Source organism: Pseudomonas sp. KBN12P06040, from assembly GCF_037574965.1.
Classification (GTDB): Bacteria; Pseudomonadota; Gammaproteobacteria; order Pseudomonadales; family Pseudomonadaceae; genus Pseudomonas; species Pseudomonas aeruginosa.
In genome coordinates this window covers 2,970,933-2,984,190 of record NZ_JBBELS010000001.1, presented here as the reverse complement: position 1 = coordinate 2,984,190, position 13,258 = coordinate 2,970,933, and the positions used below count along the sequence as shown (strand labels likewise).

8 protein-coding genes and 1 pseudogene are annotated in these 13,258 nt (G+C 70.5%); all 9 read right to left on the bottom strand.

The genetic code is table 11. The annotated features are described in order from the left end of the window. Window positions 1-27: 27 nt before the first annotated feature. The 9 genes and pseudogenes from VQ067_RS14095 to VQ067_RS14055 all read right to left on the bottom strand — a co-directional run bounded on the left by VQ067_RS14095 (window position 28) and on the right by VQ067_RS14055 (window position 13,245). Complete coding sequence (locus VQ067_RS14095) at window positions 28-309, bottom strand: DUF971 domain-containing protein (RefSeq protein WP_003112225.1); 282 nt, start codon at window positions 307-309, stop codon at window positions 28-30. Next, window positions 306-1,271, bottom strand: coding sequence for a HEAT repeat domain-containing protein (locus VQ067_RS14090; RefSeq protein WP_033990524.1), 966 nt, complete (start codon window positions 1,269-1,271; stop codon window positions 306-308). The genes VQ067_RS14095 and VQ067_RS14090 overlap by 4 nt, the downstream gene beginning before the upstream one ends. Then, window positions 1,268-1,459, bottom strand: a pseudogene (locus VQ067_RS14085) (ABC transporter ATP-binding protein); the annotation flags it as partial. The pseudogene VQ067_RS14085 and the gene VQ067_RS14090, both read right to left, overlap by 4 nt. A gap of 149 nt (window positions 1,460-1,608) precedes the next feature. Beyond that, on the bottom strand, window positions 1,609-1,854 hold the full coding sequence (locus VQ067_RS14080; RefSeq protein WP_003089354.1) for a 4Fe-4S dicluster domain-containing protein: 246 nt from the start codon (window positions 1,852-1,854) through the stop codon (window positions 1,609-1,611). An 85-nt stretch (window positions 1,855-1,939) separates the two neighbouring features. Then, window positions 1,940-3,664 carry a fumarate reductase/succinate dehydrogenase flavoprotein subunit gene (locus VQ067_RS14075; protein ID WP_003139390.1) on the bottom strand — a complete coding sequence of 575 codons (1,725 nt, stop codon included), beginning with the start codon at window positions 3,662-3,664 and terminating at the stop codon, window positions 1,940-1,942. Further along, window positions 3,661-4,410, bottom strand: a complete 750-nt coding sequence (locus VQ067_RS14070) for a GntR family transcriptional regulator (protein WP_023097602.1) — start codon at window positions 4,408-4,410, stop codon at window positions 3,661-3,663. Before VQ067_RS14070 ends, VQ067_RS14075 begins: the two co-directional genes overlap by 4 nt. A 176-nt stretch (window positions 4,411-4,586) precedes the next feature. Next, complete coding sequence (locus tag VQ067_RS14065) at window positions 4,587-6,038, bottom strand: carbohydrate-binding protein (protein ID WP_003089363.1); 1,452 nt, start codon at window positions 6,036-6,038, stop codon at window positions 4,587-4,589. 219 nt (window positions 6,039-6,257) lie between these two features. After that, window positions 6,258-6,800: a YbaK/EbsC family protein gene (locus VQ067_RS14060; RefSeq protein ID WP_003089366.1), complete on the bottom strand. Its 543-nt coding sequence runs from the start codon at window positions 6,798-6,800 to the stop codon at window positions 6,258-6,260. Window positions 6,801-6,867: 67 nt separating this feature from the next. Next, window positions 6,868-13,245, bottom strand: a complete 6,378-nt coding sequence (locus VQ067_RS14055) for a non-ribosomal peptide synthetase (protein WP_034019426.1) — start codon at window positions 13,243-13,245, stop codon at window positions 6,868-6,870. Window positions 13,246-13,258 lie beyond the last annotated feature (13 nt).

Sequence of the window (13,258 nt, the reverse complement as noted above, 5' to 3'; positions counted from 1 at the left end):
GTTTCCGATAGCGAAACAATCCTCCGCTCAGAGTTCGTCGCGCAGATAGGACCAGGGGTAGATACCGCGCTCGTGACCATCGTCGAACACCAACTGCACGCCGTAGCCCTGCAGGCGGATATCGCGCAGGCGCACGCCCTGCTCCGCCGCGTCGATCCGTCCGCGCAGGCGCTGCGCCCGGCATTGCGCACAGGGACAGGCGGCGCGCAAGCGGGCATGGTCGATCCGGCTGACCGCGCCGTCCGCCCATTCGAGAATCAGCCAGCCGTCCCTGGCGGCATTGCGCAGGCGCAGCGGCGGCTGGGTCATGCCGGCACCCGCAGTTGCGCCAGGGCGATGCGCACCGCCTTGCGCACCTCGGGATCGCCGTCGCCTTCGGCGACCCGCAAGGCCTGGGCCGAGGCCGGGTCCGCCAGTTCGCCGAGGGCCAGGGCGGCCTCCTTGCGCAGGTTGCCAATGGGATGGCCGAGCAACGCTTCCAGCGCCTCCCGCGCCGGGCGGTGGCGCAAGCGCCCGAGCGCCCGCGCGGCGCGCAGGCGGACCTGCCAGTAGTCGTCCGCCAGTGCTTTCAGCAGCGGCTCGCCGGCCTCCTCCCGGCCCAGCTTGCCAAGGGTCGTCGCCGCCTCTTCGCGAACCTGCCATTGGGCGTCCGCCAGCGCCGCGCAGAGCGCCGGCAGCACCGCCGCCTCGCGGCTCAGGCCGAGGGCGCCGGTGGCCGCCCGGCGCACCTCCGGGTCGGCGTCGGCGCTGGCCAGCCTGGCCAGTTCGGCCAGGGCCGGCTGGTGGCGGAGCCAGCCGAGCACCGCCACCGCCTCGCGGCGCACCGCCGCCTGCGGGTCGCCGAGGGCGGCCAGGGCCGGTGCGGCGCTTTCCTCCAGGCGCAGTTCGCGCAACGCACGCAATACGCTGGCACGGACGAAGGCATCGGCATGCTCGAGCCACGGCAGCAGGCGCCGCCCGGCGGCCGGTTCCTTGAGTTCGCCAAGGCTCTGCGCGGCGGCCTCGGCCACCGCCGGCAGAGGATCGGCCAGGGCCGCGCAGAGCTCATCGACCACCGCGTCTTCCTCCCAGGCCTCCAGCAGGCGCGCGGCCTCGCCGCGCACGCCGGGGTCGGGATCGCCGCGCAGGGCCGCAACCAGCAACGGCAGCGCCTCCGGCAGCTCCAGGTCGGCCAGTTCGATCAGCGCCAGGCGGCGCACACCGGGATCGGCGTCCTCCAGGCGCGGCGACAGTTCGAGGATTTCGGGCAGTGTGGCGTTTTCACAGGTCATATGGCGATCCGCAGTCGGTCCGGGGTAATGCCCGGCGGCAGGCCGAGCGGGGTCAGGCGCGGCCACTGGCGGCCGTCGTCGTGGTCGAGCAGTTCCAGGCAGTGGCGTTTCAGGCGCACGAAGTCGGCACTGGTCACCAGCCGGGCGTCGCGAGGGCGCGGGAAATCCAGCGTCAGGCTGGCCAGGATTGCACGCAGTCGCATGGGGATTCCCCTCGAATCAGGGTCATGGGAATCGTCTCCGCCACCCGGACGGTGGTGGGAAACGAGGGGTGTTTCAGGGTGGCGTCCGGGAGTGGCCGGATGGCGGGTTGTGCCTCGCTTGCCGGAAGCGGGCGTCAGCGCAGCAGGTAGGGAATCTCCACCTTCACCGCGCCGGTCGGGCAGTCCTTTTCGCAAGGCATGCAGTACCAGCACTCGTCGTAGGCCATGTAGGCCTTGCGGGTCGTCGGATCGATGGCCAGCAGGTCCATCGGGCAGACCTCGACGCAGACGGTGCAGCCCTTGTCGGCGATGCAGCGGTCTTCGTCGATGGTCACCGGGGCGCTGCTGCGGAAGAAGATGTCCTGGGGTCGGTAGGCCATGGCACGCGGTCCTCGTGGTTCGATCTGGCCCGCTTTCGTGGCGGCGGGCTCGGTGTCTAGCGGTACTACGCCGGGGCGCGGGGCCCTAGGCGGCGTCGTTCCTCAGCCGCAAGCGCTGGTAGGCCTGCTGTTCGCCCTCGTCGATGGCGAACAGGTAGGGTTCGACCGGTTTCCTGAAGCTGGCCATGCGCCCCTGTTCGTCCTTCTTCAGGTGCGCGTGGCAGAACCAGGCCTCGTCGTCGCGCCGCGGATAGTCCACCCGATGGTGGTACAGGCCCCAGCGGCTCTCGGTGCGGAACAGCGAGGCGCGCGCGGCCATCTCCGCGCAGTCGCGGATCGCGCTGACCTCCAGGGCGCGCATCAGCTCGTGGGGGTTGTCCGCCTTGATCCGCTCCAGGTCCTCGGCGATGGCCTGGATGCGTTGCAGGCCCAATTCCATCTTGCGGGTCACCTTGGGCGGCTGCAGGTAGTCGTTGACCAGCCGGCGCAGCTTGTACTCCACCTGCGCCGCCGGCAGGCCGTGCTCGCGCAGCAGCGGCGCCTCGATCCGCGCACGCTCGCGCTCGACCTGGGCGCGGTCGACCGCGCTGAAGGCGCGCCCGGCGACGTATTCGGCGGCGTTGCGCCCGGCGAACCAGCCATAGGTGAAGGCGCCGAGCATGTAATTGTGTGGCACCGCGGCCATGTCGCCGGCGGCGTAGAGGCCCTTCACGCTGGTCTCGGCCTTCTCGTTGACCCACACGCCGGAGGCCGAGTGGCCGGAGCAGAAGCCGATCTCGGAAATGTGCATCTCGACCATCTGCTGGCGGTAGTCGGTGCCGCGCCCGGCGTGGAACTGCCCGCGACTGGGGCGTTCGTTGCCATGGAGGATGTCCTCGATGGTCTGGATGGTTTCCTCCGCCAGGTGGTCGAGCTTGAGGAACACCGGGCCGTTGCCGCCTTCGAGTTCCTGGTGGAACTCCCACATCATCTGCCCGCTCCAGTAGTCGCATTCGATGAAGCGTTCACCCCTGGCGTTGGCGGTATAGCCGCCCAGCGGGCCGGTGACGTAGGCACAGGCCGGGCCGTTGTAGTCCTTGATCAGCGGGTTGATCTGGAAGCATTCCAGGTTGGCCAGCTCGGCGCCGGCATGATAGGCCATGGCGTAGCCGTCGCCGGCGTTGGTCGGGTTCTCGTAGGTACCCATCAGGTAGCCCGAGGACGGCAGGCCCAGGCGGCCCGCCGCGCCGCAGCAGAGGATCACCGCCTTGGCGCGGATCACATGGAAGTCGCCGCTGCGGCAGTCGAAACCGAGTACGCCGTTCACCGCGCCCTCGGCATCGGTGAGCAGGCGGGTGCAGACCAGGCGGTTGGCGATCGGGATCCGCGCACGCTTGAGCTGGCGGTAGAGCACCTTCTTGATGTCGTGCCCTTCCGGCATCGGCAGCACATAGGCGCCCATGTGGTGGACCTTCTTCACCGCATAGTCGCCGGTCTCGTCCTTTTCGAACCTGACGCCCCAGCGATCCAGTTGCCGCAGGGTCTCGAAGCTGTGGCTGGCATAGGCGTATACCGCCGCCTGGTTGACGATGCCGTCGTTGGCCACGGTGATTTCCCGGGTGTACTGCTCGGCCGTGGCGTGGCCGGGGACGATGGCGTTGTTCAGCCCGTCCATGCCCATGCTGATGGCGCCGCTGCGCTTGACGTTGGCCTTGTCCACCAGCAGCACGCGCAGTTCGCGGTCGTGTTCCTTGGCCTTGATCGCCGCCATCGGCCCGGCGGTGCCGCCGCCGATCACCACGATGTCGTATTCCTGCTCCAGGGTGTTCATGCCCGCTCTCCCTTCTGCCGATCGATGCGCAGGCGATACTGGAAAGCGTCGCCGCGGTAGTAGAGGTATTCGAAGTCCAGCGGCGCGCCGTCGGCGGCATGGGTCAGGCGCTCGATGCGCATGACCGGCGCGCCCTCCTCGACCGCCAGGGCGCGGGTCAGGTCGGCATCGGCGAGCACCGCGTCGATGGCCAGGTCGGCATGGCCGAGGGGAATGCCGCAATCGTTCTCGAGGATCAGGAAGATGTCGCGGGTCACCAGGTCGGCCTTCTCCAGGCGCTCGCCGAGCGCCTGCGGCAGGTAGGTGACTTCCAGCGAAACCGGCTCGCGGTTGACCAGGCGCACCCGCTTGATCTCGCACACAGGGCTGCCCTCTTCCACCCGCAGGCGCTCGGCCACCTGCGCGCCGGCCGGCAGGTAGCGCAGGCCGTGCAGGCGGTTGATGACCTCGTAGCCCATCTGCGTCATGGACTCGCCCAGGCCTTGCAGGGTGCTGACGTTCTGGAACGCCTTCGGTCGGGCGACGAAGGTGCCCTTGCCGTGGATCTTGAAGATCAGCCCTTCCTTCTGCAGGTCGCCGAGCGCCTGGCGCACGGTGATGCGGCTGACGTCGAAGGCCTTGCCCAGCTCGTTCTCCGAAGGCATGCGGCTGAGCGGCGGGTAGACGCCGTCGAGGATGCGCCCGCGCAGCAGCTCCTTGAGCTGGCTGTACAGCGGCACGGGAGAAAGCGGGAGCAGTTTGCCCATGGTCGGATTCGCTCGTCGGAGTGGCTCGGACACTTGTTATAACAAGTTATGCTGTGATGGTAAACGCCATGAACGATCAAGCGGAAATACCGAAAACGCATATGGATAGGCCACCGCCCCGTGCGTGGTTCTCGCCGGCCAAAGGGCCGGCCCGCGGCGCGGACCGGCCCGCCCCCTCAGCGCAGCGGCCGCCAGAGGGTGAAGGCTACCGGCGGCGTCCAGCCGCTGTTGGAGGTGTGCGCCTGCAGGCAGAGATAGCGCAGCCCCTCGTAGGTCACCCCATCGTCGACCCGGTAGGCCTGGTTCTCCCGCCACTGCGGGAATTGCGGATCCACCGCCCCGCCGCTGGTGCTGACCTCCAGGCCTTCGCTGGGCAGCGACTGGTTGCCCTGGGTATCGGTGGCGGTGACGAAATAGCTGTAGCGGGTGTCCGCCGTCAGGCCGCTGTCGGTGGAACCCAGCGCGGCGCTCTGGCCAACCATGGCGCCGTCGCGATAGAGGCTGTAGTAATCGATCGGACGCTGCCCGCTGGAGGCGTTCCAGGCCAGCACCAGGCTGGTCTCGCCGCGCTCCAGCAGACGCAGGCCCTGCGGCGCCGCCGGGCGCTGGTCGCCGCCCTCGCCGTCATGGATGAGGCTGGCGTAGCGCTTGCGGAACTCCCAGTTGTAGCGCTCGCCGCGCTTGTTCAGGCCATCGTCCCAGTTCACCGACCAGGTCATCAGGCCCTTGATCGCATGACCGGCGGCCTCCAGGCGGCGAAACGCATTGCTCACCGCGGCGGGATCGATCACGTAGCCGGTGGCCGCCGCATCGACGTTGCTCGGCAGGCCGATGGCCAGGCGCTGCGCCGGGATCCGCACGAAGTCGCGGCTGCCGGTGGCCAGGCTCTCGGTGAGGTAGTAGAGGAAGTCTTCTTTCATCGCGTCGTTGTTCTGCGCGATCCAGGCGCCCTTGCCGCCGTTCGCCTCCTGGACCCACAGGCCGTCGCCGCCCTGGTTGTAGTACTGCGGCGCGATGAAATCGTAGACGCCTTCCAGGGCCTGCAGATAAGGCACGTACTTGCCGTTCTTGTGCAGATAGGGGAACTCCGGGGCCATGCTGACGATGAAGTGCTTGCCCTGCCCGGCGTAGTGCTCGCGCACCAGCTTGAGGGCCGCCGGCAGCACCCGCTGGTTGTCGGCCAGGTCGATGGCGCTCTGCTCGAGGTCGATGTCCAGGCCGTCGAAACCGTAGGTTTCCACCAGGCGGACGATCTCGGCGGCCAGCGCCTGCTCCTGCCCGGCGTGCAGCTCGATGTGCGCGTCGGCGCCCCCCAGCGAGATCAGCACCGCGCGGCCCTGGGCGTTGAGCACGCCGACCTGGCGGCGAAACTCCGCGTCGGACAGGTTGTATGGCTGGAAGGTCGGGATGCCGCGCCCTTTCATGAAGGCCACGGCGACCACGTTGTACTCGCTCGGCACGTCTTCCAGCGCGATGTTGGCGAACGAGCCCTGCTGGTAGCCGTCGGCGGCGCCGGCCGGCCAGTTGTGCCAGAAGCCCATGAGAATCTTCTTGCCGGCGATGCTCGGCATGGCCGCCGCGGCATCTTCGCGGGCCTGGTGCAACTGGGAAAAGTCGATCCTGATCATTTACCGCTCCTCGGATGAAGGTAGGAAATGCATCCGGAGGGGCTGTCCGACGAACCGCCGCCTTGGCCGCCGCGAACGCCTCGAAACACAGGCGCGAACGTCTACCGCAGGGCATTCCGGCGTTTGTCGCGATCAGGGCGGGGGCATGGTTGCAGAGACGGCGGAAGGCTTCACCTACCACAATTGGCAGAGTCGCGGCGGCGATGCTCCGCGCCGGGTTCAACCGGCTTCGCTGAGTTCGGCGACCACCACTCCGGGAAGGTCTTTCAGCAGTGCCGGGGACAGCAGCAGCTTGGTCTCGCGGACCCCTGCGCCCATCACCACCAACGGCCGTTCGAAGACCGCCGCGTCGACCAGCAGCGGCATGCCTTCGGGCAAGCCGAACGCGGTGATGCCGCCGAACTGCATGCCGGTCAGCTCGGTGGCGACCTCGCGGGCGGCGAAGGACAGCCGGCGGGCCCCGAGCAGCGCCTTGACCGCGCCGTTCACGTCGAGCCGCCGCGAGCCCAGGTTGACCACCGCGGCATAGCCTTCGGCGCCGTCGCGCTTGTAACGCAGGACCAGGGTATTGGCGCAGTCCTCCAGGCCAAAGCCGTAGCGTGCGCTGAACGCCGCGGTGTCGGAATGCTCGTCGGCGACGCGGAACACCACCAGCTCGGCGGAAGGCAGGCCGCGCGCGACCTGCTCCGGCAGATGGCGGTGGTAGTCGGCCGGGGCGACGGCGTCGAGCCGGTGGCGTTGGGTGTATTCGCGCAGAACCATGGGCAACCTCGAATGAAGACGGACGGCACCGGCCCCTGCCGCCAGGCGGGCGGCAGGGGCCGGCGGTTCAGGTTGCCAGGTTCGCCGGCACGCCGCCAGGCACATCGGGCGCCAGGCGCTGCCGCAGGATCGCGCAGACCTCCTCCGCCGCCGTCACCACCAGGCCGTGGCCGCCGGCCAGGGTCTCCAGCTCGTAGCGGCTGGCGTGCCGCCGCCAGCCGTCGATGGCCGCCCTGGAGACGCCCGGGTCCTGCTCGCCGAGGATCGCGGTGATCGGTATGGCCAACGGCTCGCGCGGCCGGTAGCGATAGTCGGCGGCCAGGCGCGAATCGGCGCGCAGGGTGGCCAGGCTGATCTCGCGCAGCTCCGGGTCGTCGAGCACTTCCAGCGGCAGCACGTCGTACTCGCGCAGGGTTCGCAGCAACTCGGCGTCGCCCATCGCATGGAAGCGCGGGTATTCCAAGTCCGGCCCCGGAGCGCGGCTGCTGATCACGAACAACTGCCTGGCGCGCAGGCCGTGCAGGCTTTCCAGGCGTGCCGCCAGTTCGTAGGCGAGCATGCCACCGAGGCTGGCGCCGACCAGGGCGAACGGACGGTCGAGCAATGGCAGGAGCGCGTCGTCGATGGCACAGAGCATGGCCTCTACATCGGTGACGAATGGCTCGTCCTGGCGTTCCTGGCGCCCCGGATACTGGATCGCCAGCAGCTCCACGTCCGCCGGCAGGCGCGCGTCCCAACCACGGAAAGTGCCGGCGTTGCCGCCCGCGGGCGGCAGCGCGATCAGGCGCAGGCGCGGCTGCGCGCTCCCGCTGCGCTGCAACCACAGGGCCCGGGCGCGCTCGGTGGCAGGCGGCAACGGCGGCGCGTCGGCGGCATGGCAGCGGCGCACCACTTCGCGGGCATCCGGATCGCCCTGCAACAGCCCCAGGCTCAGTTGCCTGCCGGTCAGCCGGCGCAATTCGGCGATCGCCTGCACGCCCAGCAGCGAATGCCCGCCGGCGCTGGCGAAGCCCTGGTCGGCCGCCAGCGGCCGGCCGAGCACGCGGGACAACACCTTGAGCACCCGCCGCAGCTCCACGCTGTCCTCGGCCTGGGCCGCCGCGGGCGGCTGCACCGGGTCTCCGAGCAGCGCCAGCAACGCCTCGCGGTAGGCGTCGGCCAATGCCTCGGCGCGCTCGGCGGGGAAACGTCCGGCGGCGTACTGGAAGCCCACCTCGAGGCGTTCGCCGGCCACCTCGAAGTCCACCGCCAGCGGCACGTCGACGTCCACCACCACCTGGTCGAGGATGCTGCCGTGCCTTACTCCCGCCGCCGGCGCGGCGTCGTCCTGGTGGAAATCGACGAAGTTGAACAGGCTGTCCAGGCGCAACTCGCGGTTGCGCCTGCGAATCGCCGCCAGCGGATGGCGCCGATGCTCCAGGCTCGCGCGCTCGTAGTCGAATGCGCGACGGGCACTGTCGAGCAGATCGACGGAAGCCGACAGCCGGCACGGCAGGGTATTCAGGAACAGGCCGAGCAGGCGGTCCGCGCCCGGCTCCTCGGGGCGCCCGTGGCTGACGAAGCCGGTGACCACTTCGTCGGCATCGCTGAAGCGGCACAACGCCCGGCCATGCGCCGCCAGCAGCAACGAACGCAAGGGCAAGCCGCTGCGTTCGGCCAGGGCGCGCAAGCGCGGCAGGCTGTCGGCCGGCACGTCCACGCGGACCGCCGCCATCCGCCGGGGCCCCTCCTCCGCCAGGCCGGGCAACGGCCGGTAACGGGCGCCGGCCAGGTAGTCGAGCCAGAACAGCGCCGAGCCGGCGTTGGCCTCGGCCTCGCGCTCCAGCGCCACGTAGTCGCGGAAACCTACCGCGGGCGCTTCCGCTTCCCGCGCGACGACACCGGCGAGGAGGTCGGCGTAGACCGCCAGCAGCTCGTCCACCAGGCTTTGCAGGCTCCAGCCGTCCAGCACGCTATGGTGTTCGGCGACGCCCAGGGCGAAGCGCCGCTCGTCCAGCGCCAGCGCGGCGAGGCGCACCAGCGGAGGGCGGCTCCAGTCGAACGGGGTGGCCTGCTCTTCCTCGATCCAGGCACGCAGGCGCAGGCGCCGGGCTTCCTCATCGAGGCCACGCAGGTCGTGCACCGGCACTTCGGCGGCGACCGCCGTGGCCGGGTGGACCCATTGCAAGGGCGCCTGGCCGCCGTGCAGGTCGAAGCCGGTACGCAGGATCGCGTGGCGGCCGATCAGGATCGCCCAGGCGCGCGCCAGCAACTCGCCGTCCAGGCGTCCATGCACCTCGTGCAGGACGACGTTGTGCAACAGCCGTGGATCGCCGCTGGCCTCGCTTTGCAGGAGCATGCCCTGTTGCAGGCTGGTCATCGGATAGGCGTCGTCGAGCCCCTCCGGCAGGCGCTTGCGTTCCGCCGCCGACAACAGGGCGAACGGCTCCAGCGTCTGCGGCGCCGAGGTCCCGAGCGCATCCGCCGGGCTCGCCGGAGCGGCCAGCAGGCGCGCCAGTTCGCGGATGCTCTGGTGGTTGAACACGTCGCGCAGGGTAAAGGCAAGCCCGGCCTGGCGCGCCATGACCTGCATCTGGATCAGGCGGATGGAGTCGCCGCCGACCTGGAAGAAGTTGTCGCTGACGCCGATCGCCGGGCGTTTCAGCACGCTCTTCCAGATATCCAGGAGGGCCGCCTCGGTGGCATTGGCCGGCGCTTCCAGGGGCTGCGCGGCCGCCTCGGCGGCCAGCGCCGCCAACAGCGCGCGACGGTCGAGCTTGCCTTCGGCGGTCAGCGGCAGGCGTTCGACCCGGGCGATCCGGCTCGGCAGCATGTAGGCCGGCAGGCGCGCCTCGAGGAAGCCACGCAGGGCCTGCTCGCTCAGCTCGCCGCCAAGGGCCGCGGCGGGGCGCGGCGCGAGCGCACGCCAGTCGATGCGCTCGGCCAGCGACTCGGCATAGCCCGGGCGCACCGCGTAGCAGTTGTAACGGTCGGTACCCTCCAGCAGCGCGTCCTGATGGATGCTCACCTCGAAGCCATGGCGGCGCAGCAGGTCGCTCAAGGCATCGGCGCGGCCGGCGGTGGCACCGTCGCGCTTGTCATGGACCTCCAGGACGATCTGCCGGACCTTGGCCAGCGCCGCATCGTCGAGACCGAGCAGCACATCCATTTCCGCGCGCTGCACGTCGATCTTCAGCAGGTCGATACGCTCCAGGCCCAGTTCGCCGATCACCTGGTCGAGGCGGCGCAGGCGGCAGCGGTGGGCTTCGGCGCGCAGGCGGTCGTCGAGGATTTCGTCGATGTTGTCCAGCAGCAGGTTGGCCCCGCCCTCCTCGCCCTGGTTGCTCAGGTAGCGTCGGATGACGTCGCGTTCGCCGCTGGCGTCGGCGTACTCGGCGATCCCGGAGAAGGTCGAGTAGCCCGGATAGTAGGTGAAGGTTTCCTCGCGCTCGGCGTCGGACAGGCCGATGCCGAATACCTCGACCTGCGGTGCGTAGCGTCCGAGGTTGGCCTCCAGGCGCCGGCGGATCGGTGCCAGCGGCTCGAAGGCGACCACTCGCGCGCGCGGCGCGCGGCTGGCGATGTACAACGAGAACAGGCCGATGTTGGCACCGACGTCGAGGACCACCGCGTCCGGCGGCAGGACGATGCCGTCGCGGCTGTAGACCTCGTCGACGAAGATTTCCTGGTAGACGTACTCGGTTTCGTTGAGGTTCAGTCCGGCGACCCGGTGCCCGCTGGGCAGGTCGACTTCCAGCCAGGACTCGTCCGCGGTCTCCCCGGCGGCGGTGACGAAGGCGACGATCCGGCGATCCGCGCCCGGCTCGGCCGCATCGGCCTCGTCGGTGAGTACCGCCGCCTCGCCCACTGCCGGGTGTTCCAGCAACGCGCTGCGGATCTCGCCCAGTTCGATGCGGTAGCCGTTGATCTTCACCTGTTCGTCGATCCGCCCGAGGAACTCCAGGCAACCGTCGGCGCGCCAGCGCACCAGGTCGCCGCTGCGGTACAGGCGGCCGCTGCCCGGCCAGCCCTCCTCGAGGAAGCGCCCGGCCGCCTCGCCGGCGTCGCCGGCATAGCCGCGCGCCACCCCGGCGCCGCCGATCCACAGTTCGCCGCTGGCGCCACGGGTCTTGCGACGACCGAGGCCATCGACCACATGCAGGTCGACGTTGGCCAGGGCGCGGCCGATGGTCGGCCGCGCATGCTCGGCGACCCGCGCCAGGCTGGCGTTCACCGTGGCTTCGGTAGGACCGTAGAGATTGAACACCTGGCAGCGGCGCCAGCCGGCGGCGACCTCCCAGGACGCTTCGTCGAAGCGCTCGCCCCCTACCAGGATGCGCCCGGGCAGCGCCGGGTGGGCATCGTCGAGGCCGGCCTGGAGCAGCAGGCGGAACAGCGACGGGGTGCAGTCGAGCACGTCGATGCGCCGTTCTTCGAGGAACCCCAGCATCCGCTGCGGATCGCTGCGCACCTCCTGCGGCACCGGGACCAGGCAATGGCCGGAGAGCAGTTGGAGAATCTGCTTGATCGAGGAATCGAAGGAGAACGGCGCGTTGACCGTCACCCGCAGGCCCTCGCCCACCACGTTCGCGTATACCGTGCGCGCCAGGGCCTGGGACAGGTTGAGCGCGCTGGCGTGCTCGACCACCACGCCCTTGGGATGGCCGCTGGTGCCCGAGGTGAAGATCATGTAGGCCGCATCGCGCCCGCCCGGCGCCGGCAGGCTCATGCCGCTGCCGGCAAGCGGCAGCGTCGACAGGTCCAGGCAGGCCCCGGCGAAGGCCTCGCGGGCGCGCCCGGCGCACTCGGCATCGGCAAGGGCGAAGACGATCCCGCCCGCTTCGCGCATCCGCTCCACCCGCGCCGCCGGAAACTCCGGATTGACCGGGGTGTACACCGCCGCCGCGCGCATCACCCCGAGCAGGGCGACGATCGCCTCGCGGTTGCGCCCGGTCATCACCGCCACCGCCTGGCCGGGCCGCACGCCGGCGGCCAGCAGCGCTTCGGCGACCGCTTCGCTGCGCGCACGCAGCGTGGCGAAATCCAGGCTGCCGTGGGCATCCAGCAACGCCGGCGCCTGCGGCTGCAGGGCGGCGCGCAGATCGAACGCGGCCACCAGGGATTCCACCGGCGCGGGCTCCACGCGCTCGCCCTGCCAGGCCTGGTAGCGCTCGCGCTCGGCCGCGCCGATCAACGGCAGCCCGGCCAGTGGCAGTTGCCTGTCGGCGGCGATGCTTTCCAGGCATTCGACCCAGGCGTCGAGCAAGCGCCCGGCCAGCGTTCCGTCATGGTCGCGGCGGACCCGCAGGCTGGCCAGCCGGCCTTCGCCGTGGGGCAGCACCTGCAACTCGAGGAACCCGCCCAGCGGCGGCTGCCGGCAATCCAGCTCGGCCACCCCGGCGCCATCCAGTTCGCCCGCCAGCCAGGCGAAGCCCAACTCGGCGAGCGGCCAGTCGGGGGCAAAGGGATCGCGCAGTGCCGCCGCCTCCTCCTGGGCGAGGATCGCCGCCTGGAGGGCGTCGAGTCGCTCGCCGACGCTGCCCGCGCGGACATTCTCCAGGCACAGCGGCGCGACCCCGGCGAACGGTCCGGCCAGCTCGGCGAACTCGTTGAACAGGCGCCCCGAGACCAGTCGCGCCATTTCCAGCGGCAGTCCCTCGTCGCCCTGGAACTGCCCGGCGACCTGGGTCCAGGCCAGCAGGGCGGCCGCCTCCGGCAAGCCGTTGGCGGCCAGGCGTTCGAGCAGCGCGCGCGGCAGCAGGCGCCGCGCCGTCCACTCGCCTTCGCCGAGGTCGTCCGCCAGCGCCAGCGGATTCTCCGCCGCAGCGGACGCCTGCTCGCGCCAGTAGCCGCTGGCGCTTTCGCCGTCTTCGCCGGCCAGCGCCTCGTTGGCCCATTCGGAGAAATGCTGGAACAGCAGCGCCTCGGCCCCCTCGTCCGCGCTCGCCGGGCCGGCCTGCCCCAGGCCGCGGCGCAGCAGCGCCGCCAGGCTGGCCGCATCGACGACGAACGCCGGCGCCGCTAGCAACAGCCCCTGGAGCGTCTCTCCGGCGGCGTCCAGCAGCAGGCCGAGCGCCAGCACCGGCTGGCCTTCCCCGCCCAGGGGCGCAGCGGCGAGACGCGTGCTTTCGTGCGCGAAGCGCCCGGCCCAGTCGCCGTCTCCCGGCAGGCGCTCGACCAGCAGATCGGCCGCACGTCCATCCAGTACCTGCACCGGCAGGCTCATGCCCGGCATCGTCCGGTAGGCCACGCGCAGTTGCGCCTCGCCGTCCAGCGCCCGGCGCAGCCGCTCCAGCGTCGCCGCGGGATCGGCCGGGGCGTGCAGGCGCACGCCGACAACGGTATTTTCCGGCCGCTCGGCATGACGGCGCCAGGCGCGGGTCTGCAAGGGGGACAGCGGGAATCCTTCGAGCGCTTCGCTCGCGGCCGGTTGCACAGCGGATTGCAGGTCTTCTGACGCACTCATGGCTATCCCTCGC

Excerpts from the sequence above, each read along its gene's own strand:
- VQ067_RS14055 (WP_034019426.1), bottom strand. The coding sequence starts at position 13,245 with ATGAGTGCGTCAGAAGACCTGCAATCCGCTGTGCAACCGGCCGCGAGC.
- VQ067_RS14095 (WP_003112225.1), bottom strand. The coding sequence starts at position 309 with ATGACCCAGCCGCCGCTGCGCCTGCGCAATGCCGCCAGGGACGGCTGG.
- VQ067_RS14075 (WP_003139390.1), bottom strand. The coding sequence starts at position 3,664 with ATGAACACCCTGGAGCAGGAATACGACATCGTGGTGATCGGCGGCGGC.
- VQ067_RS14060 (WP_003089366.1), bottom strand. The coding sequence starts at position 6,800 with ATGGTTCTGCGCGAATACACCCAACGCCACCGGCTCGACGCCGTCGCC.
- VQ067_RS14090 (WP_033990524.1), bottom strand. The coding sequence starts at position 1,271 with ATGACCTGTGAAAACGCCACACTGCCCGAAATCCTCGAACTGTCGCCG.
- VQ067_RS14080 (WP_003089354.1), bottom strand. The coding sequence starts at position 1,854 with ATGGCCTACCGACCCCAGGACATCTTCTTCCGCAGCAGCGCCCCGGTG.
- VQ067_RS14070 (WP_023097602.1), bottom strand. The coding sequence starts at position 4,410 with ATGGGCAAACTGCTCCCGCTTTCTCCCGTGCCGCTGTACAGCCAGCTC.
- VQ067_RS14065 (WP_003089363.1), bottom strand. The coding sequence starts at position 6,038 with ATGATCAGGATCGACTTTTCCCAGTTGCACCAGGCCCGCGAAGATGCC.